At 52.3% G+C, this 20,553-nt stretch carries 29 protein-coding genes and 1 pseudogene; 29 read left to right on the top strand and 1 reads right to left on the bottom strand.

Annotated elements, in window-relative coordinates; all coding sequences use genetic code 11:
- Positions 1-50: 50 nt before the first annotated feature.
- The 24 genes and pseudogenes from B9Y59_RS08525 (at position 51) to B9Y59_RS08410 (ending at position 15,158) form a co-directional block, all read left to right on the top strand.
- On the top strand, positions 51-1,070 hold the full coding sequence (locus B9Y59_RS08525; RefSeq protein WP_085532935.1) for an ATPase, T2SS/T4P/T4SS family: 1,020 nt from the start codon (positions 51-53) through the stop codon (positions 1,068-1,070).
- Positions 1,000-1,497 carry a stage III sporulation protein AB gene (locus B9Y59_RS08520; protein WP_158088984.1) on the top strand — a complete coding sequence of 166 codons (498 nt, stop codon included), beginning with the start codon at positions 1,000-1,002 and terminating at the stop codon, positions 1,495-1,497. Before B9Y59_RS08525 ends, B9Y59_RS08520 begins: the two co-directional genes overlap by 71 nt.
- A gap of 58 nt (positions 1,498-1,555) precedes the next feature.
- Complete coding sequence (gene spoIIIAC, locus B9Y59_RS08515; protein ID WP_050698074.1) at positions 1,556-1,750, top strand: stage III sporulation protein AC; 195 nt, start codon at positions 1,556-1,558, stop codon at positions 1,748-1,750.
- 37 nt (positions 1,751-1,787) lie between these two features.
- Positions 1,788-2,177 (top strand): SpoIIIAC/SpoIIIAD family protein, encoded by a 390-nt coding sequence (locus B9Y59_RS08510; protein ID WP_054323435.1) that lies wholly within the window; start codon positions 1,788-1,790, stop codon positions 2,175-2,177.
- 21 nt (positions 2,178-2,198) lie between these two features.
- On the top strand, positions 2,199-3,338 hold the full coding sequence (locus B9Y59_RS08505; RefSeq protein WP_085532931.1) for a stage III sporulation protein AE: 1,140 nt from the start codon (positions 2,199-2,201) through the stop codon (positions 3,336-3,338).
- Positions 3,338-3,823, top strand: coding sequence for a stage III sporulation protein AF (locus B9Y59_RS08500; RefSeq protein WP_085532929.1), 486 nt, complete (start codon positions 3,338-3,340; stop codon positions 3,821-3,823). Before B9Y59_RS08505 ends, B9Y59_RS08500 begins: the two co-directional genes overlap by 1 nt.
- Positions 3,804-4,370, top strand: coding sequence for a hypothetical protein (locus tag B9Y59_RS08495; protein WP_054323433.1), 567 nt, complete (start codon positions 3,804-3,806; stop codon positions 4,368-4,370). The genes B9Y59_RS08500 and B9Y59_RS08495 overlap by 20 nt, the downstream gene beginning before the upstream one ends.
- Before the next feature lie 73 nt (positions 4,371-4,443).
- Positions 4,444-5,028, top strand: a complete 585-nt coding sequence (locus B9Y59_RS08490) for a SpoIIIAH-like family protein (protein WP_054323432.1) — start codon at positions 4,444-4,446, stop codon at positions 5,026-5,028.
- Between the two features lie 142 nt (positions 5,029-5,170).
- Positions 5,171-5,578, top strand: coding sequence for a transcription antitermination factor NusB (nusB, locus tag B9Y59_RS08485; protein WP_054323431.1), 408 nt, complete (start codon positions 5,171-5,173; stop codon positions 5,576-5,578).
- Positions 5,571-6,506 (top strand): tRNA (adenosine(37)-N6)-threonylcarbamoyltransferase complex transferase subunit TsaD, encoded by a 936-nt coding sequence (locus tag B9Y59_RS08480; RefSeq protein WP_085532927.1) that lies wholly within the window; start codon positions 5,571-5,573, stop codon positions 6,504-6,506. The genes nusB and B9Y59_RS08480 overlap by 8 nt, the downstream gene beginning before the upstream one ends.
- 37 nt (positions 6,507-6,543) lie before the next feature.
- Positions 6,544-7,800, top strand: coding sequence for an exodeoxyribonuclease VII large subunit (gene xseA / locus B9Y59_RS08475; RefSeq protein ID WP_085532925.1), 1,257 nt, complete (start codon positions 6,544-6,546; stop codon positions 7,798-7,800).
- Entirely contained in the window at positions 7,775-7,984 is a 210-nt protein-coding gene (gene xseB, locus B9Y59_RS08470) for an exodeoxyribonuclease VII small subunit (protein WP_085532923.1), read from the top strand. The genes xseA and xseB overlap by 26 nt, the downstream gene beginning before the upstream one ends.
- The gene (locus B9Y59_RS08465) at positions 7,981-8,859 is read left to right on the top strand and encodes a polyprenyl synthetase family protein (protein WP_085532921.1); all 879 of its coding nucleotides are present in this window, start codon (positions 7,981-7,983) and stop codon (positions 8,857-8,859) included. The genes xseB and B9Y59_RS08465 overlap by 4 nt, the downstream gene beginning before the upstream one ends.
- Before the next feature lie 125 nt (positions 8,860-8,984).
- Complete coding sequence (rplU, locus tag B9Y59_RS08460) at positions 8,985-9,293, top strand: 50S ribosomal protein L21 (protein WP_054323428.1); 309 nt, start codon at positions 8,985-8,987, stop codon at positions 9,291-9,293.
- Positions 9,293-9,613 (top strand): ribosomal-processing cysteine protease Prp, encoded by a 321-nt coding sequence (locus B9Y59_RS08455; RefSeq protein ID WP_085532917.1) that lies wholly within the window; start codon positions 9,293-9,295, stop codon positions 9,611-9,613. Before rplU (B9Y59_RS08460) ends, B9Y59_RS08455 begins: the two co-directional genes overlap by 1 nt.
- Positions 9,614-9,616: 3 nt before the next feature.
- Positions 9,617-9,901 (top strand): 50S ribosomal protein L27, encoded by a 285-nt coding sequence (gene rpmA, locus B9Y59_RS08450; protein WP_050698087.1) that lies wholly within the window; start codon positions 9,617-9,619, stop codon positions 9,899-9,901.
- Positions 9,902-10,055: 154 nt separating this feature from the next.
- Positions 10,056-10,901 (top strand): annotated as a pseudogene (obgE, locus tag B9Y59_RS08445) (GTPase ObgE); the annotation flags it as partial.
- Positions 10,902-10,935: 34 nt separating this feature from the next.
- Positions 10,936-11,295 carry a polyprenyl synthetase family protein gene (locus tag B9Y59_RS08440; RefSeq protein WP_085532919.1) on the top strand — a complete coding sequence of 120 codons (360 nt, stop codon included), beginning with the start codon at positions 10,936-10,938 and terminating at the stop codon, positions 11,293-11,295.
- Positions 11,296-11,420: 125 nt separating this feature from the next.
- Entirely contained in the window at positions 11,421-11,729 is a 309-nt protein-coding gene (rplU, locus tag B9Y59_RS08435) for a 50S ribosomal protein L21 (protein ID WP_054323428.1), read from the top strand.
- Positions 11,729-12,049 carry a ribosomal-processing cysteine protease Prp gene (locus B9Y59_RS08430; protein WP_085532917.1) on the top strand — a complete coding sequence of 107 codons (321 nt, stop codon included), beginning with the start codon at positions 11,729-11,731 and terminating at the stop codon, positions 12,047-12,049. Before rplU (B9Y59_RS08435) ends, B9Y59_RS08430 begins: the two co-directional genes overlap by 1 nt.
- Before the next feature lie 3 nt (positions 12,050-12,052).
- Complete coding sequence (gene rpmA, locus B9Y59_RS08425) at positions 12,053-12,337, top strand: 50S ribosomal protein L27 (protein ID WP_050698087.1); 285 nt, start codon at positions 12,053-12,055, stop codon at positions 12,335-12,337.
- Positions 12,338-12,491: 154 nt separating this feature from the next.
- Complete coding sequence (obgE, locus tag B9Y59_RS08420) at positions 12,492-13,763, top strand: GTPase ObgE (RefSeq protein ID WP_085532915.1); 1,272 nt, start codon at positions 12,492-12,494, stop codon at positions 13,761-13,763.
- A 5-nt stretch (positions 13,764-13,768) separates the two neighbouring features.
- A complete protein-coding gene (locus tag B9Y59_RS08415) occupies positions 13,769-14,194 on the top strand; it encodes a Mini-ribonuclease 3 (protein WP_054323460.1) in 426 nt (141 codons plus the stop codon).
- 16 nt (positions 14,195-14,210) lie between these two features.
- On the top strand, positions 14,211-15,158 hold the full coding sequence (locus B9Y59_RS08410; RefSeq protein WP_085532913.1) for a YitT family protein: 948 nt from the start codon (positions 14,211-14,213) through the stop codon (positions 15,156-15,158).
- A 140-nt stretch (positions 15,159-15,298) separates the two neighbouring features.
- On the opposite strand, the gene B9Y59_RS08405 is transcribed toward B9Y59_RS08410, so the two are convergent.
- A complete protein-coding gene (locus B9Y59_RS08405; protein ID WP_082402102.1) occupies positions 15,299-15,499 on the bottom strand; it encodes a hypothetical protein in 201 nt (66 codons plus the stop codon).
- A gap of 110 nt (positions 15,500-15,609) precedes the next feature.
- Here B9Y59_RS08405 and B9Y59_RS08400 point away from each other — a divergent pair, with 110 nt between their 5' ends.
- From B9Y59_RS08400 to B9Y59_RS08380, 5 genes are all read left to right on the top strand, one after another.
- Positions 15,610-15,972 (top strand): CPCC family cysteine-rich protein, encoded by a 363-nt coding sequence (locus B9Y59_RS08400; protein WP_054323424.1) that lies wholly within the window; start codon positions 15,610-15,612, stop codon positions 15,970-15,972.
- Positions 15,969-17,315 carry an RsmF rRNA methyltransferase first C-terminal domain-containing protein gene (locus tag B9Y59_RS08395; RefSeq protein ID WP_054323423.1) on the top strand — a complete coding sequence of 449 codons (1,347 nt, stop codon included), beginning with the start codon at positions 15,969-15,971 and terminating at the stop codon, positions 17,313-17,315. The genes B9Y59_RS08400 and B9Y59_RS08395 overlap by 4 nt, the downstream gene beginning before the upstream one ends.
- A 214-nt stretch (positions 17,316-17,529) precedes the next feature.
- Positions 17,530-18,600, top strand: coding sequence for a branched-chain amino acid aminotransferase (locus tag B9Y59_RS08390; protein ID WP_054323422.1), 1,071 nt, complete (start codon positions 17,530-17,532; stop codon positions 18,598-18,600).
- 77 nt (positions 18,601-18,677) lie between these two features.
- Positions 18,678-19,607, top strand: coding sequence for an RluA family pseudouridine synthase (locus B9Y59_RS08385; protein WP_082402101.1), 930 nt, complete (start codon positions 18,678-18,680; stop codon positions 19,605-19,607).
- A gap of 86 nt (positions 19,608-19,693) precedes the next feature.
- Positions 19,694-20,479: a basic amino acid ABC transporter substrate-binding protein gene (locus B9Y59_RS08380; protein WP_054323421.1), complete on the top strand. Its 786-nt coding sequence runs from the start codon at positions 19,694-19,696 to the stop codon at positions 20,477-20,479.
- The last annotated feature ends 74 nt before the right edge of the window (positions 20,480-20,553 follow it).

Raw genomic sequence — 20,553 nt, 5'->3', positions numbered from 1 at the left:
TCTAAGGAGTGGCACTTGTCCATAGATATGTATGGAAAGGAGGACAAGAGATGGAAAACAATTTTGAATCCAGATTTGATTCGGCAGCGCGTGCGGTCTGCGACCGTTTGCGGAAATATCTGTGCCTGCTGCCAACCGATATGAAAGAACAGGCGCAGGAAATCCGTTTTCGTGTGAATCAGCCGGTCTCCATCTGTTGTACGGGCGGTGTATATTTTTTGAATCGAAATGGACGGCCCTCTTGCAGGCCGGAACCGGACGGGATGCGGGCAACTCGCGAGGACATCGACGAGACTTTTCGAGGGATTTGCAGTTACTCCGTATATAGCCATCAGAGTGAGATCAAAAACGGATTTATTACCCTGAGCGGAGGCCACCGCGTAGGGCTTTGTGGCACAGCGGTGATCTCCGGAGGAGAAATCAACAGCTTGCGCGACATCAGCTCCATCAATATCCGTATTGCCCGGCAGGTTTACGGATGCGCCAGCGGCGTGCTACAGGCAGTGGGAAAAAACCTACGGGATGGAGTACTGGTGGCCGGAGCGCCTTCCAGCGGCAAAACAACCATCCTGCGCGATATAGCCAGGCAGCTGTCCTCCGGCTTGTGCGGGGATGTCCGAAAGGTGGCAGTGGTGGATGAACGAGGTGAGTTGGCAGGAACGTATCGCGGTGTACCGCAGAACGACCTGGGGCCGTGTTGTGATGTTCTGGACGGCTATCCAAAGGGGGAAGGCATTTTGCAGGCAATCCGTTCGCTTTCCCCCGAATTTATCATCTGTGACGAGATGGGAGGTCTGGCCGATGTGGAAGCCGCCGCCCAGGGGCTTAATGCCGGGGTGGGAATGATTTCCAGTGTACATGCGGGGAGTGTGCGGGAACTCCTTCGCCGGCAACAGGCGCTCAGTCTATTACATACCGGCGCTTTTGGATATGTAGTTCTTCTGGAAGGCAGCCGAGAACCGGGCCGTGTCGCAGGGGTCTATAAGGCAGGTGATTTGCTTGCTCAAGGTTTTGGGAATTCTGCTTCTGATCGCAGCAGGGACCATAGCGGGATATGTACAGTCGCATAGGCTTTCACAGAGGGTACAACAACTTGAGGAAATGCTTCGATTCCTGAATGCAGCACAGACAGAAATCCGTTATTCCGCGGCGTCTGTTGCAGAAATTGTTCAGAGACATGGGAGGAGTCTTGCGTTTTTACAGGAGTGCGCGGCACATTGCGAAGAGGGGGAGGATTTCCACACAGCTTGGAAGAAAGGGGTGCAGGCTGGTTCGAAAGGGACGGGCCTCACAGAAGCGGACCGGCTCCTTTTGAGCGACTTCGGGGACGGGTTTGGAGCCAGCGATGTAGAGGGCCAGCTTTCGCATTGCCGCCTGTATACGGAACTTTTCAGCGACCGGTTGGAGAATGCGCGATCAGAAAAGACTCGAAAAGGAAAGCTATACCTGATGCTGGGGTCCTTCTCGGGGATTGCCGTTGCCCTATTTTTATGCTGAACAGCGGATTATCAAACATAGCCCTGTACACAACCAGGGTGTTGGGGAGGAACAGAAAATGGATGTGGATCTGATCTTTAAAATCGCCGCGATCGGTATCATCGTCGCCGTACTCAATCAGCTTTTAGTGCGCTCCGGCAGGGAAGAACAGGCTATGATGACGACATTGGCCGGGCTGATTGTTGTGCTGATGATGATTATCCAACAGATCGACGTGCTGTTCCGGTCCATCAAATCCATTTTCGGGCTGTGACGGTGCAAAACGTCCACCCCGGCGGGGAGGTGCAGGGATGAACATCATCGGCATTGTGGGAGCGGCGCTGATTGCAGCGATTCTGGCCGTGACACTTAAGCGGTACAATCAGGAATATGCGGTCATTATCAGCATCATCGCCGGGGTGGTCATCCTGGTAGAGATTTTATTAAACCTCACCCCAGCCGTGCGCGAGATTACGACCTTGCTCTCCGGGGTAGGGCTTTCGCAGGAATACGGTTTGATTCTGTTTAAAACACTGGGAATCTGCTTTTTGGCACAGTTTGCGGCCGATTCCTGCCGGGATGCCGGGGAGAGCGCCTTAGCGTCTAAAGTGGAGCTCGCAGGGAAAATATCCATTCTTGTGCTTTCCTTGCCATTGTTTGAGGACATTGCGCAGACGGCTCTTGGACTGATTGGCGGATGATAAAAAAAGGATGGATGTCGCATGAAACGGATGGTTTGCCTCATGCTGGCGCTTTTTCTGCTGGCGATCCTTGCACCCATAGCGCGGGCAGAAACAACGGAGGATTACTATGCAGAACAGATGGAGGAAAGCGGCGCAGCCGACTTGCCGGAAGAACTTCCCATGGAGACGCAGAACGCATTGGAGGAACTCGGTATCCGTGGGACGGATTGGCAGGCGTTGACAGCAATTACACCGGAATCCCTCTTCTCTGAAATCGGAGGAATGGCGGAGGAAAGCGCGCAGGGCCCCCTGCAGGCCGCGACTTCGGTGATTGCAGTTCTGCTGCTTTGCGCATTGTGCAATGGAATGAAGCTGTCCCTGGGGGATAAACCGCTCGGCGGCGTGATCGGTATGGTTGGCGCGCTCTGTGTCTGCACAACCGTGGTAGGGCCGGTAGTGGCGTGTATAGAACATGCAGCACAGGTCGTACAGGCTGCGGCGGGCTTCCTGCTGGCTTGTGTGCCGGTACTGGCGGGAATCATGCTGGCGGCGGGACAGCCGGCTTCTGCTGGTTCTTACAATCTACTGATGATGGCGGTGGGCAATGTGATTTCCATTCTATCCGCCAGCATTTTGGTCCCAGGATTGAACATCTATCTGGCCCTTTCCATCGTTTCCGCCATCTCCCCGGGGGTGAACTTGGGCGGTATCTGCAACGCCTTTCATAAGGTGGTCAAATGGGTGCTGGGGTTTTGTATGACCGTATTTGCCGGTTTACTGACAGTACATAGCATCGTGGCGTCCTCTATGGATGAGACGACAGCAAAAGCGGCCAAATTCGTGGTAAGCAGTTTTGTCCCCGTCGTCGGTAGCGCCTTGGGGGATGCTTTACAGACAGTAACCGGCTGTGTCAAACTCCTAAAATCCGGTGTAGGAGCCTTTGGCCTTTTGGCTGGCGCTTTGATTTTTTTACCCGTCATTTTGCAGTGCCTGCTCTGGATGGTAACGCTGAATGTGTGTGCAGGAGCAGGGGACATCTTTGAACTCAAAGAGATCACTTCTTTGTTGCGAGCAGTTGCCAAAGCCGTCGAATTGATTCTGGCGATTGTGCTGTGCTGTTTGACCGTCCTGACTGTCTCCACGGCAATTGTCCTGCTGATGGGAAAGGGGGGAGGATAATGGGGGCAGTCCGAGAATGGAGCGCGGCGATCTGCTTGGTGGCTTTGGCAGCCGCCCTGCTACAGGGGTTGGCGCCGAATGGCTCGATGGAACGGATGGTCAAACTTGTCCTGGGGGCCTTTGTGCTTTGTGCGATGGCGATGCCCCTGAAAAACCTAGGGGTGCAAATTGCCTGGAATTTTCCGATAGAAGGACATACACAGGAGAATACACAACTGCAAAGTACGGTGGAAACGCAAATGGAAACTGCGGCAAGGTCCAGCATTGAGAACCTGGTGGCGGCAGAGCTGAGCAAAATGGATGTGAAAAGTGAAAAAGTTGTGGTGCGGATGGATACAAACGCGGACAACAGCATAGGTATTAACAGGGTGGAAGTCACGCTGGCCGAGGGGTATGGCGGCGACTGTGCCCGGGCCCAAGCGCGCTTACGAGAGACGCTTGGGCTGGAAGTGGAGGTAACGGCGCATGGCGACGGCGGAACATGAAGGAAAGAGCTGGTTTGAAAAGCTCGCAGAAAATGAAACCTGCCGAAAATGGGTTGTGATCGCAGGGGTAGCAGGGATTGCACTGATCTTCCTGTCGGGGTTGCTCAGTCCGGGAAAGGAAAAAGAACCAGAAAATTCCTCTCAACCGGCGGCACAGTCCGCACAGGCGTACACCGAGGAGCTGGAACAGAGCCTTGCGGAATTGGTCACGCATATTCAAGGGGCGGGCAATGCAAAAGTGATGGTGACTGTGGAACGAGGTGCAGAACAGGTGTACGCCCAGGAGGAGAAACGCAGTACCCAAACCACCTCGGACCGCGGTTCCAACGACAGTACAGAAACCAATTACATCTTGGTGAAGGATGCCGATGGTTCCCAACGCGCGTTGGCCATCACAGAAGTACAGCCGGTGGTCAAGGGGGTGGTGGTCGTGTGCGATGGCGGGGACGATCCCGTGGTACAGCAGCGCATCATCGACGCAGTAACCACGGCGTTGGATATTACATCGGTCCGAGTCTGCGTGGTCAAGGCAGCGGACACCGGATAGCCCCGCTTCGGTCACTGCTGTGCCCGGCGTTGCAGTACAGGGCGAAAATTTACAACAGGAGGAGTACATACTTATGGGTATCGGAAAACGTCAGCTTGTTCTTGCGGCCTTGGTCGTCGCGCTGGGGGCAGCCGTCTATTTGAATTGGCAATTCTCAGGAGATAATCAGCTGCTTGCAACGAACACGGTCACCTCGCAGAAGGAACTCGGAGAAGCACAACTGGTCAATGCCTCCGTGCCGTCCTCCTCGGCGCCGGCAGAATCGTCCAGCGCACCGGTTTCCTCTGGGACGGAACAACCGGCGGATACAAACGATTATTTCACACAGGCGCGTTTGAGTCGACAGAAAGCGCGGGATGAGGCGGTCGAGCTCTTGGAAAAGGTGCTACAGGACGCGGAGCAGAGCGATGCCGCGAAGAAGGACGCGGTTGCACAGGCAGCGGTCGTAGCGCAAAATGTCTTGAAAGAAAGTAATATTGAAAATCTCATCAAGGCCAAGGGCTTTGAGGACTGCGTGGTATTCCTGCAAAACGGGGAGTGCAACGTGGTGGTAAAAGTCAAGGAATCTGACCCGAACAATGCGGTCGTTATCAAAGATATTGTGGCCGGGCAGGCGGGCGTCTCCTACGATAAGATCAAAATCGTGGAGAACCAGTAGGATTTCTTTGGCGCTTCCCTTGTGCTTTTCTTCCATCCTGTGGTATAATAACCACGTGGAAGTTTGAAAATCGAACGAATCTTTTGAACCCTCCACGACTGTGGAGGGTTTCTTATTTTGACAAGATACGCGGAGGAAGCTTATGAAACGAAGCGAAGCCAGAGAGCAGGCGTTTGTCCTGACTTTTGAAAGGACCATCAATCGGGACTCCGTCAGCCGGATTATCGATGCGGCCGGCCTGTCCAAGGATGTCATCGTGGACGATTTTGCAGAGCGTCTTGCAGAGGGCGCAGAGCAGCATGAGGCGGAGATCGACGCACAGATTGAAAAGAATATCCGTGGTTGGAAGATGACCCGCTTGTCAAAGGTTTCCCTGTCCCTGCTGCGGCTTGCAATTTATGAGATTTTATTTGAGCAGGAGATCCCCATCAGCGTTTCGATCAATGAGGCGGTTGACCTGGCAAAGAAGTATGGGACGGCAGAGGATGCGCCATTCGTCAACGGCGTATTAGCCTCGGTTGCAAAGGAATTCGGTGAAAAGCATGCATAGGGCTTTGGGCATCGATACGAGCAACTATACGACGTCAGCCGCATTATATACGGACGGGACCGTACGCCAGCAAAAAATGTTGTTGCCGGTGCGGAAGGGGGAGCTCGGCTTGCGGCAGAGTGACGCTGTTTTTCACCACGTTCAGCAGCTTCCGCAGGTGCTGGAGCGGTTGTTCCAGGAATCAAGCGGAGCGGTTACGGCGGTAGGGGCGTCTGCCCGGCCGCGTGACCAGGAAGGGTCCTATATGCCCTGTTTTACAGTGGGAACCGGCACGGCGAAGGCGATGGCAATGGCGCTTTCCGTGCCTTTCTTTTCGTTTTCCCATCAAGCGGGACACATTGCAGCTGCACTCTACTCTGCTGGAAAGCTCTCTTTTTTGAAGAAACCATTTTTGGCGTTCCATGTCTCCGGCGGTACAACCGAGGCGGTGCGGGTTGTGCCGGATCGGGAACATCTCTTCCAGGCCGAAATTGTCGCCCGCTCGCTTGATTTAAAAGGGGGACAGGCCGTGGACCGTGTGGGAGGTATGTTGGGGTTGCCATTCCCGGCTGGAAAATACCTTGAGGAGTTGGCGATGCAGTCCGACGCCTTGTTTTCCATCCGCCCGTCCATGAAAGGGGCGGACTGTTCGCTGTCCGGAGTGGAAAATCAATGCCGAAAGATGCTCGAGGAGGGCTGTCCACGGGAGGACGTGGCGCGGTATTGTCTTCTCTCCATTCTGGCAGCCTTGGACGGTATGGCGGCTGCCTTGCAGAAGGAATACCGCGTGCTGCCCATGCTCTTTGCAGGCGGAGTGATGTCCAATGGGATCATTCGATCTGCGCTCACAGAAAAGTATGGCGCTGTATTTGCCGAACCTGCATTTTCCAGTGATAATGCGGCTGGGATTGCCGTACTCACAGAGATGAAATATTCCGGAGCATATTAAATGTCCGTATCCTATATCCCGAAATGGGGGTGGAGCCATGGTAGAGCCGATCGTATTGACCGTTACACAACTGAATACGTATATCAAGTCCCTGCTAGAAGGCGACGCGCATTTGGCGAGCGTCTTTGTCAGCGGGGAAATTTCCAATTTTACGAACCATTACCGGTCGGGGCATTTTTATCTTTCTTTGAAAGACAGTCAATGTGTGGTCAAGTCGGTGATGTTTGCCGCTTATGCGCGGCGTCTGCGTTTTGTACCGAAGGATGGTATGAAGGTGATAGCGCGCGGGCATGTAGGCGTATACGAGCCGACTGGACAGTATCAGCTCTACATCGAGGATCTCCAGCCGGACGGCGTGGGGGCCTTGAACCTCGCTTTTGAGCAATTGAAGGAAAAATTGGGTGCGGAAGGACTTTTTCGCGCAGACCGCAAAAAGCCGCTGCCTCGCTTTCCGATGCACATCGGGGTGATTACCTCCCCGACAGGCGCGGCCGTACACGATATGGTCACGATTTTGGCGCGGCGGTGGCCGCTGGCGGAAATCATCTTTTGCCCCGTTTTGGTACAGGGGGAGGGGGCTGCGCCGCAGATGGTTGATGCCCTTCGGCGGATGAATCGCCTTCGCTGTGCTGATGTCATCCTCTTGGGCCGTGGCGGCGGATCTTTGGAGGACCTGTGGCCGTTTAACGAAGAGACGCTTGCCCGAGCTGTGGCAGCTTCGAAGATTCCAGTGATTAGTGCGGTCGGCCATGAGACAGACTTCACCATCTGTGATTTTGTGGCGGATCTGCGCGCGCCAACGCCATCTGCGGCGGCGGAGTTGGCCGTCCCCGATCAGGCAGATTGGCTTTGCAGCCTGCGCGGCCAAGAGGCGCGAATGGCGTCCCTCATGCGTGCAAAGTTGGCACGGCTCCGTCAACAATTGGACGCCTTAACGGGAAGTCGCATCCTGCGCAATCCACAGGAGCTATTGGCGGTTCAACGTATGCGGATAGATGGACTGTCGGCCCAGCTTTCCGGGTGCATGGGACGGAAATTAGCGGACAGGGAAGCCTATTTGGCGGAACTGTGTGGGCGGTTGCATGCGCTCAGCCCGCTGGCGGTGCTTTCCCGCGGATATACAATTGCCTGTGGCGCGGATGGGCAGGTGGTCACCAGCGCCGGACAAGTACATCAGGGGGACAGGCTCTCCTTACAAACTTCAGATGGAACGATCGGCTGCCTGGTGGAACAGGCGGCATATGGTTCAGAACAGGAGGAATCAAAAGATGGCAAAAAAGGCGATGACATTTGAGGCGGCGGTTTCCCGGCTGGATGAGATCGTTCAGCTGCTGGAAGCGGGAGGAGAACCGTTGGATTCCTCGATGAAACTGTTTGAAGAGGGGTCCGCGCTGGCAACACTATGTTACGACAAGCTCAAACAGGCGGAACAAAAGATCACCCAGCTTTCTGCGCTGGAAAAGGAGGAGCCGGTATGAAGCTCGACGCATATCTCCCCATGGTGGAACAGAAATTGGAGGAGTTTCTTCCAAAGGAACATTGCCGCTATGAACGGTTGATCGAAGCTATGCGCTATAGCCTTTTGGATGGAGGAAAGCGTGTACGGCCAGTACTGGTGCTGGAATTTTGCCGGCTGTGTGGCGGCGATGTACAGGCGGCTCTGCCATTTGCTTGTGCAGTAGAGATGATTCATACCTATTCCCTCATTCACGATGATCTCCCCTGTATGGACAACGACGATATGCGCCGTGGAAAGCCCTCTAACCACAAAACCTTCGGGGAGGATACTGCACTGTTGGCAGGGGACGGCCTTTTGACATTGGCATTTGCAGTCATGCTTTCGCCGGAGAGTATTGCTGCAGTAGGAGCCGGGCGCGCTACAGAAGCAGCGTTTCAGTTGGCTTCTGCGGCGGGAATTCATGGAATGGTCGGCGGGCAGGAAATCGACCTTCGTTCCGAAGGAACGGCTGTTTCTTTGGAGACGCTTCAAGAGATGGATGAGAAAAAAACCGGGGCTCTCATCTTGGCTGCCACGCGAATGGGCTGCGCGCTGGCAGGGGCGGATGAACGCCAGCGCCGCGCGGCAGAACATTACGCGCGCGCAATTGGATTGGCTTTTCAGATTGTAGATGACATCCTGGACGTGGAGGGCGACGCAGAAACGCTTGGTAAGGCGACTGGAAGCGATGCGGAAAACCAGAAGGCAACGTATGTTTCTCTTCTGGGGTTGGAACCTGCAAAGAAGCGGGTGAAAGAGTTGACCCATGCGGCAGTGCGCGCTTTGGAACCCTTCGGAGAAGAAGGAATTTCCCTGGCGGATTTTGCAAAAGATTTGGCATTGCGCCGCTGTTGAATGGGGAAAGTGATTGACTTTTTTGACAGGATGTGCTAATATTGATAAGCCGCATATTACGGGCTATAAGTGGGTTTCCCCGCCCGATAGTAGCGAGACTAATGTAAAGGTAGGAACAGAAATTCATGTTTGCAGTGATTGAAACTGGCGGCAAGCAGTACAAAGTACAGGCTGGCGACACCATCTTTGTTGAGAAGCTTGCTGTGGAAGCGGACGCAACCGTTGACTTTAAGGTCATTCTGTTGGACAACGATGGCGACGTCAAGGTCGGCGCACCGTATGTGGAGGGCGCATCCGTGTCCGGTAAGGTCTTGAAGAACGGCAAGTCCAAGAAGATCACGGTCTTCACCTATAAGCCCAAGAAGGGTGAGAAGCGTAAGATGGGCCACAGACAGCCCTACACCAAAGTGCAGATTGAAGCTATTAATGCGTAATGATCTGCGCTGAATTTTTCACCAGGCCCGACGGCGATTTGGTTGGATTTCGCATCAGTGGTCATTCTGGCAGCGGAGTAGAAGGCAACAATGTCATTTGTGCAGCCGTTTCTTCTGCGGCATATATGACGGCCAACACGGTGACAGAGATTATCGGTGTGGAGGCGCAGGCGGTAGCCGAAGAAGGTTATATGCTTGTGCGGATTCCGGCCAAGGCGGCGAGGGACTGCCGCGTTTTGTTCGCGGGTTTCAAGCTTCATATGTTGGGGCTTGAGGAACAATATCCAGAAAATATCAATGTAAGCTATGTGGAGGTGTAAGGTATGTTGAAGATAAATATTCAGCTGTTCGCACATAAAAAAGGAATGGGTTCTACCAAGAACGGCCGTGATTCCGAGTCCAAACGCCTTGGTGTGAAGCGTGCAGACGGCCAGTTTGTTTTGGCTGGCAATATCCTCGTGAAGCAGCGCGGTACACACATTCATCCGGGCGAGAACGTGGGCAGAGGTTCCGACGATTCCCTCTTTGCGTTGGTGGATGGCCGCGTCAAGTTTGAACGCTTGGGCCGTGACCGCAAAAAGGTCAGCGTTTACGCTGTGGAACAGTAATTTTACCAGAATGACAAATCCCTGCCGGAACCATTCGGCAGGGATTTTTTCGGTTTCCTGTGAAAAAAGATGGCATACTAAATCAGTCGGCGTAGAAAATTTTTCTACGCGCAGTGCTGTTTCTTGACAGCTTGATTTGAGGAAAGGGATTCGTATGTTTATAGATCATGCCAAAATTACCGTGAAAGCGGGCAATGGGGGCGACGGTGCCGTCGCCTTTCATCGGGAAAAATTCGTGGCTTCCGGCGGTCCGGACGGCGGCGACGGTGGAAAAGGCGGAAATATTGTCTTTCAGGTGGATGACAACCTTTCCACATTAGCAGATTTTCGTTATAAAAGAAAATATGTTGCTCCCAGCGGGGAAAATGGCCGCGGGTCCCGCTGCAACGGGAAGAGTGGAAAGGACTTGGTTGTTCGAGTTCCGCGCGGGACCTTGGTCAAAGAGGCGGAAACCGGCCGTATTCTAGCAGATCTCTCGGGCGACGAACCGCAGATCATTGCAAAAGGGGGGCGCGGTGGATGGGGGAACATGCACTTTGCCACGCCTACCCGCCAGACGCCCCGCTTTGCAAAGCCAGGCACGCCGGGCGAGAGTTTTGACCTTGTGTTGGAATTAAAACTTTTGGCGGACGTAGGACTTGTGGGCTACCCGAACGTGGGAAAATCCACGTTGGTTTCTGTGGTGAGTGAAGCAAAGCCGACCATCGGGAACTATCATTTTACCACGATCACACCGGTTCTTGGCGTAGTGCGTCTCAAAGATGGCCGGTCCTTTGTGATGGCCGACATCCCCGGACTGATCGAAGGGGCGGGTGAAGGTGTTGGCTTAGGCCATCAATTCCTGCGGCATGTTGACCGCTGCCGCCTTCTGGTCCATATGGTGGATGTGGCGGGCAGTGAAGGCCGCGATCCAAAGCAGGATTTCGACATCATCAATGCAGAGCTGAAAAAATTTGATCCAGATCTGGCTGAACGCCCCATGCTTGTGGCGGGCAACAAANGGAACGGCTGTTTCTTTGGAGACGCTTCAAGAGATGGATGAGAAAAAAACCGGGGCTCTCATCTTGGCTGCCACGCGAATGGGCTGCGCGCTGGCAGGGGCGGATGAACGCCAGCGCCGCGCGGCAGAACATTACGCGCGCGCAATTGGATTGGCTTTTCAGATTGTAGATGACATCCTGGACGTGGAGGGCGACGCAGAAACGCTTGGTAAGGCGACTGGAAGCGATGCGGAAAACCAGAAGGCAACGTATGTTTCTCTTCTGGGGTTGGAACCTGCAAAGAAGCGGGTGAAAGAGTTGACCCATGCGGCAGTGCGCGCTTTGGAACCCTTCGGAGAAGAAGGAATTTCCCTGGCGGATTTTGCAAAAGATTTGGCATTGCGCCGCTGTTGAATGGGGAAAGTGATTGACTTTTTTGACAGGATGTGCTAATATTGATAAGCCGCATATTACGGGCTATAAGTGGGTTTCCCCGCCCGATAGTAGCGAGACTAATGTAAAGGTAGGAACAGAAATTCATGTTTGCAGTGATTGAAACTGGCGGCAAGCAGTACAAAGTACAGGCTGGCGACACCATCTTTGTTGAGAAGCTTGCTGTGGAAGCGGACGCAACCGTTGACTTTAAGGTCATTCTGTTGGACAACGATGGCGACGTCAAGGTCGGCGCACCGTATGTGGAGGGCGCATCCGTGTCCGGTAAGGTCTTGAAGAACGGCAAGTCCAAGAAGATCACGGTCTTCACCTATAAGCCCAAGAAGGGTGAGAAGCGTAAGATGGGCCACAGACAGCCCTACACCAAAGTGCAGATTGAAGCTATTAATGCGTAATGATCTGCGCTGAATTTTTCACCAGGCCCGACGGCGATTTGGTTGGATTTCGCATCAGTGGTCATTCTGGCAGCGGAGTAGAAGGCAACAATGTCATTTGTGCAGCCGTTTCTTCTGCGGCATATATGACGGCCAACACGGTGACAGAGATTATCGGTGTGGAGGCGCAGGCGGTAGCCGAAGAAGGTTATATGCTTGTGCGGATTCCGGCCAAGGCGGCGAGGGACTGCCGCGTTTTGTTCGCGGGTTTCAAGCTTCATATGTTGGGGCTTGAGGAACAATATCCAGAAAATATCAATGTAAGCTATGTGGAGGTGTAAGGTATGTTGAAGATAAATATTCAGCTGTTCGCACATAAAAAAGGAATGGGTTCTACCAAGAACGGCCGTGATTCCGAGTCCAAACGCCTTGGTGTGAAGCGTGCAGACGGCCAGTTTGTTTTGGCTGGCAATATCCTCGTGAAGCAGCGCGGTACACACATTCATCCGGGCGAGAACGTGGGCAGAGGTTCCGACGATTCCCTCTTTGCGTTGGTGGATGGCCGCGTCAAGTTTGAACGCTTGGGCCGTGACCGCAAAAAGGTCAGCGTTTACGCTGTGGAACAGTAATTTTACCAGAATGACAAATCCCTGCCGGAACCATTCGGCAGGGATTTTTTCGGTTTCCTGTGAAAAAAGATGGCATACTAAATCAGTCGGCGTAGAAAATTTTTCTACGCGCAGTGCTGTTTCTTGACAGCTTGATTTGAGGAAAGGGATTCGTATGTTTATAGATCATGCCAAAATTACCGTGAAAGCGGGCAATGGGGGCGACGGTGCCGTCGCCTTTCATCGGGAAAAATTCGTGGCTTCCGGCGGTCCGGACGGCGGCGACGGTGGAAAAGGCGGAAATATTGTCTTTCAGGTGGATGACAACCTTTCCACATTAGCAGATTTTCGTTATAAAAGAAAATATGTTGCTCCCAGCGGGGAAAATGGCCGCGGGTCCCGCTGCAACGGGAAGAGTGGAAAGGACTTGGTTGTTCGAGTTCCGCGCGGGACCTTGGTCAAAGAGGCGGAAACCGGCCGTATTCTAGCAGATCTCTCGGGCGACGAACCGCAGATCATTGCAAAAGGGGGGCGCGGTGGATGGGGGAACATGCACTTTGCCACGCCTACCCGCCAGACGCCCCGCTTTGCAAAGCCAGGCACGCCGGGCGAGAGTTTTGACCTTGTGTTGGAATTAAAACTTTTGGCGGACGTAGGACTTGTGGGCTACCCGAACGTGGGAAAATCCACGTTGGTTTCTGTGGTGAGTGAAGCAAAGCCGACCATCGGGAACTATCATTTTACCACGATCACACCGGTTCTTGGCGTAGTGCGTCTCAAAGATGGCCGGTCCTTTGTGATGGCCGACATCCCCGGACTGATCGAAGGGGCGGGTGAAGGTGTTGGCTTAGGCCATCAATTCCTGCGGCATGTTGACCGCTGCCGCCTTCTGGTCCATATGGTGGATGTGGCGGGCAGTGAAGGCCGCGATCCAAAGCAGGATTTCGACATCATCAATGCAGAGCTGAAAAAATTTGATCCAGATCTGGCTGAACGCCCCATGCTTGTGGCGGGCAACAAATGTGACCTTGCAACAGAGGAGCAGATTGCAGAGTTTAAAGCTTTTGTAGAGGCAAAGGGGTATGAATTCTTCCCAATTATGGCTGCAATTCGCTACGATGTAGACCCGCTTTTGAACCGTATATCTGAACTTTTGAGTAAACTACCGCCGGTCAAGCGCTACGAGCCCGAATCGTTGCCGCAAAAGCCTGTGGAGGATTACGAAAAGCATGCGGTCAAAATTACCAAACAGGATCACCTTTATATGGTGGAGGGCGAGTGGCTGTTGCAGGTCATCAATTCCGTCAATTTCGATGACTATGAATCACTGCAATATTTCCAGCGCGTTCTCATTCAGACCGGTGTGATTGACGCCCTTCGTGAAGCGGGCATTCAAGAGGGCGACACGGTCAGCATTTATGAGATCGAATTCGACTTTGTGGAGTGATGAAAGTGAAACGGCTGTTTGGCGCGGACTGTAATCCAAAACAACTCAGCCCCTTGACTTTGGCATTTGTGGGCGACGGCGTGTTCGAATTGTTTGTGCGGGAAAAATTGGTTTGTCAGGGGAATTGCCCAGTCAATGCGCTGCATAAACGCTCGGTTGAGCAGGTCTGTTGCGGCGCCCAAGCGGTTGCAGCAAAAAAGCTTCTGCCTTTGTTGACAGAGGAAGAAGCTGCTGTATACAATCGCGGGCGCAACGCCCATGTGGGCCATGTTCCCAAAAATGCCAAGGTGGCGGACTACCATGCTGCTACGGCGTTTGAGGCATTGTTTGGTTATGTTTACTTATCGGGAGACCTGGAGCGGCTTCGAATGCTGTTTCAGATTGCCTGTGAAGCATTAGAAGGAGCGGACGAAACGCATCCGCTGGTCTAAGAGGGGAGGACTATCTATGAAGGTTCCATTGACCCAAGAGCGGGCGAAAACTTTGACAAAGGATCTCCTGTTTTTTGTGGCGGGCAGTTTGATTTATGCTGTATCGGTTAAGATGTTTACAGCGCCAAATCACATCGCGTCCGGTGGTGTGACCGGCTTATCCATTGTGTTGAACTACTTGTTCCATACGCCGATCGGTGCTACGGCTTTTCTCATCAATATCCCGATTTTTATTTGGGCCATTGTAGAAATTGGCTATAAATTGGTTGCTAAAACCTTTGTAGCTACCCTTTTATCTTCGGCGGCGATTGACCTTATGGGGGTTGTCATCCCTCCATATGAGGGAAATCAGATGCTGGCGGCAATCTTTGGCGGTGTATTGGAAGGAGTTGGCCTTGCTCTGGTCTTTACAAGAGGGGGCACTACAGGCGGCACAGATATGGTGGCCCGCTTGTTGGGAAGGCATTTCCGTCATCTTTCCATGGGCAAGTTGATGTTGGGTGTGGACTTTGTTATCATCGTATTCTCCGGTTTTGCTTTCCAGAGTATGGAGAGTGCTTTGTATGCACTTTTGACGATCTTTGTCTCCACCCGTCTAATTGATGCCATCCTCTATGGTACGGATATGGGGAATGGCAAAGTGCTATTTATTATCTCCGAAAAAAATGAGGAGATTGCCCAAAATATTCTGATTGGGTTAGATCGCGGCGTCACGGCGCTGAAATCCCGCGGTGGGTACAGCGGACGCGAAGGGGAGGTACTTCTCTGTGCGGTGCGGCGCTATGAAGTCAGCAGGGTTTACGACATTGTGCATTCAGTGGATACCAATGCATTTATCATTGTCGGGGAAGCGGGCGAAATTACGGGTGAAGGGTTCCGTGAGATCAAGCCGGATGACAAATCTCTGCGGCAGATCTTGAAAGAGAACCGTAAGAAGAAGGAACTCCCACCCGAAAAGACATAAAAAAACAGGCGGCCTTGTCGGAAAACAAAGCCGCCTGCTTTTGCATATAGCCTGGATTTTCCTGGACCCATACCGCAGATACCGCCTTTGTGGACCGTGGGCGATCTCTGCGGAGGATGGGCCATCGTCAGGATTGGGTGTTAGTTGTGGCTATTCTGGCTGTTATTCTGACTGCTGCACTGATTGGTGCTGTTCTTGCAGTTCTGGCTGTTGGAGCTGGTGCGATTCTGTGTGCTGTTCTTAGCGTTCTGGCTGGAACGGTTCTGAGAATTGTTCTGTGTGCTGTTCTGGCTGGAACGATTCTGGGAACTGTTCTGGCTGTTATTGTAATTGCTGTTCATTTGTATTCACCCCCTTTGCGTTGTTATTATTGGTTTTGCAAGGGAGAATTATGCGATTTTCTATTTAAAAAATACATTCCTCTTAAGGAGAAGGGAAGGGGACGATCATCTTGAAAAGGACAAAGGATTTTTTCCTTCCGGATCGAAATGGTAGAGTAAATACAGAAAGTCAAGAGCCTCTGATTGTGAAAAACGGTTCGCCCTGTCCCTGCTGTGGGTACCGGACAATTCCAAATAACGGGGACGCAATCGCTTATATTTGTCCAATCTGTTATTGGGAGATCGACGTGTTTTTGTCTGGAGAAGAGGAACCAAGCGACGAGAACCACGGTTTGTCGCTGAAAGCGGCCAGGAATAACTACAAAACATATGGTGCCGTCTTACCGAGATTGAAGCGATACTGCCGCTTGCCAACGAAGGAAGAACAAGAAGACTTTGAAAATCATTTTGAAGAAGGGAAGAATTCGACATGACGACATTGCCGCTGGCCTTTTGCGAACGGATGCAGGACATGCTGGGTGGAGAATATCCTGCGTTTCTTGCCTGTTATGAGCAGTCCTATCGGAGAGGAATCCGCTTAAATATCGAAAAGTGTGAGGAAGAACGTTTGCATGCGGCTTTGCCGTTCTCGATCACGACCGCTCCATTTTCGCCGCTCTCTTATTATATCCCGGAGGGAGTGGAACACCTTGGCGCCTTACCGTTCCATCATGCGGGGGCATTTTACGTGCAGGAGCCCTCGGCAGCTTCCGCGGTTACAGTGCTGTCGCCGCAGCCAGGCGACCGGGTATTGGATCTCTGTGCGGCTCCCGGGGGAAAATCGACCCAAATTGCCACTTTATTGGCAGGGCAGGGGTTGCTTTGGAGCAATGAAGTCGTGCGGAATCGAGCGAATGTGCTTCTATCCAATATCGAGCGGATGGGGGTGCGCAATGCCGTGGTCTCCTGTTGCCGGCCCGAAACTCTTTGTGATGCATTGGAAGGCTTTTTTGATAAGGTTTTAGTCGACGCCCCTTGTTCGGGAGAGGGAATGTTCCGGCGGGACGAGCGGGCGATACAAGAATGGAGCCCAGAACATGTAAAGATGTGTGCTATCCGCCAGCTGGCTATCTTGGAAACAGCTTCTCAAGCGTTGCGTGAAGGGGGAATTTTAGTCTATTCGACCTGTACGTTTTCCTTTGAAGAAAACGAAGGGGTGGTTGAAGCCTTCTTGAAAAAGCGTCCAGATTTTGCGTTGTTAGACTGCGGCGTTTCCTTTGGCCGGCCGGGAAGTATTCCACAGACGCGGAGAATTTTTCCCATGGATGGCGGCGAGGGACATTTTGTGGCAAAGTTGCAACGCCTATCGGAGAATGGGAATACTCCATCGCCGTACAATTATGCAAAGCCCAGTGAATTGGCGAAAGCATGCTGTGAAATGCTGTACAAGCAGATGCCGTCGGGAGTATTGGAACAGATTGGGGACAATTTGCTGTTGCTTCCAGATGGGTTACCGCAGATGAAAGGACTTGGCGTCCTGCGTGCCGGCGTATTGTTGGGAACTTATCAAAAGCGTATCGAACCTGCACACGCAGCGTTTATGGCCGCGAGGCCAGAATCTCTGTGCAATGTTTTAGAACTGACGCATGAAGGACCCCAGATTGCGGCATTTCTCCACGGAGAAGAACTGGATGTGCCGGAGTCGTTGAAGGGATATACCGGTGTGGCTGTTGACGGCATTGTGACTGGATTTGGAAAATGTTCCGGGGGACGATTAAAAAACCGTTATCCCAAAGGATTGCGCAATCATGAGATTCACTTTATGCAGGACTTCTGATATTCCTGTGCAAAACAGGGGATCAACGCCCCAAACAGCAGGATGCTCCTTTTGACGGTTACAGGCAGAAAATTTTGGTAGTATTTCTAAAAAGTGAGAAATATCCTGTCAAATGTGTGGGGATTTTGGCTATGCCTTTCGCGCGCTAATAACTTGAAATCCCTGAAAAATGATGGTACAATAAGCAGGAATAATCAGAAAGAGGGCATTTACCATGCAGGAAATCAGAGTGGAACTTACAAAACATCCCAAACAAAAGCCGGCTCCGGGCGCGCCCCTTCCGTTCGGAACCATTTTTACCGACCACATGTTTTTAATGAACTACGACGAGGGGCAAGGTTGGCACGATCCCCGCATCGTTCCATATGGGCCGATTGAAATGGACCCCTCCGCTATGTGCCTTCACTATGGCCAATCCGTATTTGAGGGGATGAAGGCTTATCGCGCGCAGGATGGCAGAATTTTGCTGTTCCGCCCGGATAAAAACATGGCCCGTTTGAATGTCTCCAATGAACGTCTGTGCATTCCGCTGATTGATGAGGAATTGGCAAAGGCAGCAATTGAAAAGCTGGTTTCCATTGAAAAGGATTGGATTCCCAGTGAAGAAGGGACATCCTTGTACATTCGTCCATTTATCATTGGCGTAGATCCGCACATCGGCGTACATCCGGCGCGTCACCTGCTGTTTATGGTGATCTGCAGCCCGGTTGGCGCTTATTATCCAGAAGGGCTCGATCCCGTAAAAATTTATGTAGAGACCAATTATGTCCGTGCAGTACGCGGTGGTATGGGCTTTACAAAGACAGCAGGCAACTATGCAGCTTCTCTTAAGGCACAGGATGAGGCGGAGAAACAGGATTATACCCAGGTGCTTTGGCTCGACGGTGTGGAACGTAAGTACATCGAAGAAGTGGGGACCATGAACGTATTCTTTGTAATTGACGACGAAGTGGTTACGCCGGCCTTGCAAGGCTCGATTTTGTCCGGTATCACGCGCATGTCCTGCATCGATATGTTAAAGTCCTGGGGGCTGAAGGTTTCTGAACGGAAGCTTTCGATCCAGGAGGTTGCAGATGCAGCGGCACAAGGCCGTCTGAAAGAGGCGTTTGGCACGGGGACTGCAGCTGTCATTTCTCCGATCGGCCATTTAAAATGGGGCGATGATATTATGGAGATCAACCATGGCGAGATCGGACCGCTTTCACAGAAGTTGTATGACACACTGACTGGCATTCAGTGGGGAAAACTAAAGGATGAGTTCGGCTGGACGGTCGAAGTAAAATAAGTGCATTTGCGGAACAGAGCGGCGGCACGCGGAAGGATTTTGCCTCCGCTCTTTTTCTTTGCCCGCAGGGAGGTTCTATGAGAAAGCTGACGTTTACGGTGCCAGCGGAATACGGAGATGCACAGCTTAAAGGATTTTTACGCCATTTTTGTGGGGTATCTGCACGGCTTCTGACAGATTTAAAGAAGGAACCACTGGGAATCACCGTAAATGGCGCTCATGCGACCGTGCGGAAGATCTTACAGGTAGGGGATCGAGTACAGTTGATGCTTCCAGAGGATTCTGCTGCTCCGGAACCTGTGGATCTCCCATTGGTTCCCCTCTATGAAGACAGCGATCTGCTGGCAGTTGACAAACCGACCGGTATGCCGGTGCATCCCTCGTTTGGACATGCCCGGGATAGCTTGGCCAATGCTGTTGCGGCGTATTTTCAGAGAAAGGGCGAATCCTTGGCGTTTCGCCCGATTTACCGGCTGGACCGGGACACCACCGGGGTTCTGGTCTTGGCAAAAAATCCTTATGCAGCGGCACGTTTGGCACAGGGTATCTCTAAAGTTTACTTGGCGGTTTGTGAAGGGGTGTTAGAGGGAAGTGGGACTGAGGATGGGCCAATTGAACGGCTGCCGGGTCACACCATCCAGCGTTGCGTGTGCAGAGATGGGATTCGCGCTGTAACACACTGGCGCACATTGTGCCACTCACAGAGCCACACGCTTTTGGCCTTTCGCCTGGAAACCGGTAGGACGCACCAAATCCGTGTACATATGGCGCACAGGGGAAATCCCTTGGCGGGGGACGATCTGTACGGTGGAAGCCGGATATACATCGACCGGCAGGCATTGCATTGTGTGCAAGCCTCTTTTCGACATCCAGTGACGGGAAAGGACAGGTGCATCATTGCGCCGCTTCCAAGGGATTTTTGTACACTTTTGGAGATTTGTGGCTTGCAATTTCCACAAAACCTTTCCGGCGATGCGCGTGAAGTTGACAGGTTTTACGAATTTTAGAAGGTCGCATAAATATGCTTGAAATATGAATATTTATGCTATAGAATGGTGAAGAAGGTACAGTATAAAATTTGGGGGTACGATTTATGAAAACAGGGAAGAAGATTTTGGCATTCCTTCTGGCAGCAGCGATGATGGTCCCGATGGCTGCTTGTGGCAGCAAGGCCAAGACACCGGAGGACATTCAGAATGCTGGAAAGCTGGTTATGGCGACCAATGCAGAATTTGAGCCATTTGAGTTCAAAGACGGCGACGAAGTCGTTGGAATCGACATTGAAATTTCCCAAAAGATCGCAGAAAAACTGGGGGTTGAGCTGGAAGTCAGCGATATTGCATTTGACACTTTGATTACCGCGTTGCAGTCTGGCAAAGCGGACATTGTGGCCGCTGGTATGACAGCAGATGAAGACCGTAAAAAGAATGTGGATTTTTCAGATCCGTATTTTAACGCTTCTCAGGCGATCATTGTTGCCAACGACAGCGACATTGTTTCTCGAACCGATTTGAACGGTAAAACGGTTGGCGTTCAGTTGGGCACTACGGGCGACAAGTATTGCACCAATGAAGATGGCGAGAACGATATTACGGTAGCGGAAGTCAAGCGCTATAGCAAGGGGATGGAAGCGGTTTCCGATCTGATTGCAGGACGCATCGACGCGGTGGTCATCGACAATTTCCCGGCGGAAAAGCTTGTGGAAAAGAACAGTGATAAGGTAAAGAAGCTGGACGAAGCGCTCACAAGCGAGGAATACGCCATCGCTATGCCCAAAGGAAGCACTGAACTGCAAAAGATGGTCAATGAAGTCCTCAAAGAGATGCAGGATAGCGGCGAGATGGACGAGATCGTCGGCAAGTACATCAGCGCAGAATAAAATCAAACAAATGATAGGCAGCAGAAGAGCCGCCGGACCCTTTTGGGGGCAGGCAGTTTTTCTGCCTGCTTCTG

It is taken from the genome of Anaeromassilibacillus sp. Marseille-P3371 (assembly GCF_900169665.1).
Lineage (GTDB): Bacteria > Bacillota > Clostridia > Oscillospirales > Acutalibacteraceae > Anaeromassilibacillus.
This window is presented reverse-complemented; position numbering and strand designations above follow the sequence as displayed.

What these genes read in the sequence shown, in the direction of transcription:
- B9Y59_RS08525 (WP_085532935.1), top strand. Translation starts at nt 51, where the DNA reads ATGGAAAACAATTTTGAATCCAGATTTGATTCGGCAGCGCGTGCGGTC.
- spoIIIAC (WP_050698074.1), top strand. Translation starts at nt 1,556, where the DNA reads ATGGATGTGGATCTGATCTTTAAAATCGCCGCGATCGGTATCATCGTC.
- B9Y59_RS08510 (WP_054323435.1), top strand. Translation starts at nt 1,788, where the DNA reads ATGAACATCATCGGCATTGTGGGAGCGGCGCTGATTGCAGCGATTCTG.
- B9Y59_RS08505 (WP_085532931.1), top strand. Translation starts at nt 2,199, where the DNA reads ATGAAACGGATGGTTTGCCTCATGCTGGCGCTTTTTCTGCTGGCGATC.
- B9Y59_RS08500 (WP_085532929.1), top strand. Translation starts at nt 3,338, where the DNA reads ATGGGGGCAGTCCGAGAATGGAGCGCGGCGATCTGCTTGGTGGCTTTG.
- B9Y59_RS08495 (WP_054323433.1), top strand. Translation starts at nt 3,804, where the DNA reads ATGGCGACGGCGGAACATGAAGGAAAGAGCTGGTTTGAAAAGCTCGCA.
- B9Y59_RS08490 (WP_054323432.1), top strand. Translation starts at nt 4,444, where the DNA reads ATGGGTATCGGAAAACGTCAGCTTGTTCTTGCGGCCTTGGTCGTCGCG.
- nusB (WP_054323431.1), top strand. Translation starts at nt 5,171, where the DNA reads ATGAAACGAAGCGAAGCCAGAGAGCAGGCGTTTGTCCTGACTTTTGAA.
- B9Y59_RS08480 (WP_085532927.1), top strand. Translation starts at nt 5,571, where the DNA reads ATGCATAGGGCTTTGGGCATCGATACGAGCAACTATACGACGTCAGCC.
- xseA (WP_085532925.1), top strand. Translation starts at nt 6,544, where the DNA reads ATGGTAGAGCCGATCGTATTGACCGTTACACAACTGAATACGTATATC.
- xseB (WP_085532923.1), top strand. Translation starts at nt 7,775, where the DNA reads ATGGCAAAAAAGGCGATGACATTTGAGGCGGCGGTTTCCCGGCTGGAT.
- B9Y59_RS08465 (WP_085532921.1), top strand. Translation starts at nt 7,981, where the DNA reads ATGAAGCTCGACGCATATCTCCCCATGGTGGAACAGAAATTGGAGGAG.
- rplU (WP_054323428.1), top strand. Translation starts at nt 8,985, where the DNA reads ATGTTTGCAGTGATTGAAACTGGCGGCAAGCAGTACAAAGTACAGGCT.
- B9Y59_RS08455 (WP_085532917.1), top strand. Translation starts at nt 9,293, where the DNA reads ATGATCTGCGCTGAATTTTTCACCAGGCCCGACGGCGATTTGGTTGGA.
- rpmA (WP_050698087.1), top strand. Translation starts at nt 9,617, where the DNA reads ATGTTGAAGATAAATATTCAGCTGTTCGCACATAAAAAAGGAATGGGT.
- B9Y59_RS08440 (WP_085532919.1), top strand. Translation starts at nt 10,936, where the DNA reads ATGGATGAGAAAAAAACCGGGGCTCTCATCTTGGCTGCCACGCGAATG.
- rplU (WP_054323428.1), top strand. Translation starts at nt 11,421, where the DNA reads ATGTTTGCAGTGATTGAAACTGGCGGCAAGCAGTACAAAGTACAGGCT.
- B9Y59_RS08430 (WP_085532917.1), top strand. Translation starts at nt 11,729, where the DNA reads ATGATCTGCGCTGAATTTTTCACCAGGCCCGACGGCGATTTGGTTGGA.
- rpmA (WP_050698087.1), top strand. Translation starts at nt 12,053, where the DNA reads ATGTTGAAGATAAATATTCAGCTGTTCGCACATAAAAAAGGAATGGGT.
- obgE (WP_085532915.1), top strand. Translation starts at nt 12,492, where the DNA reads ATGTTTATAGATCATGCCAAAATTACCGTGAAAGCGGGCAATGGGGGC.
- B9Y59_RS08410 (WP_085532913.1), top strand. Translation starts at nt 14,211, where the DNA reads ATGAAGGTTCCATTGACCCAAGAGCGGGCGAAAACTTTGACAAAGGAT.
- B9Y59_RS08405 (WP_082402102.1), bottom strand. Translation starts at nt 15,499, where the DNA reads ATGAACAGCAATTACAATAACAGCCAGAACAGTTCCCAGAATCGTTCC.
- B9Y59_RS08395 (WP_054323423.1), top strand. Translation starts at nt 15,969, where the DNA reads ATGACGACATTGCCGCTGGCCTTTTGCGAACGGATGCAGGACATGCTG.
- B9Y59_RS08390 (WP_054323422.1), top strand. Translation starts at nt 17,530, where the DNA reads ATGCAGGAAATCAGAGTGGAACTTACAAAACATCCCAAACAAAAGCCG.
- B9Y59_RS08385 (WP_082402101.1), top strand. Translation starts at nt 18,678, where the DNA reads ATGAGAAAGCTGACGTTTACGGTGCCAGCGGAATACGGAGATGCACAG.
- B9Y59_RS08380 (WP_054323421.1), top strand. Translation starts at nt 19,694, where the DNA reads ATGAAAACAGGGAAGAAGATTTTGGCATTCCTTCTGGCAGCAGCGATG.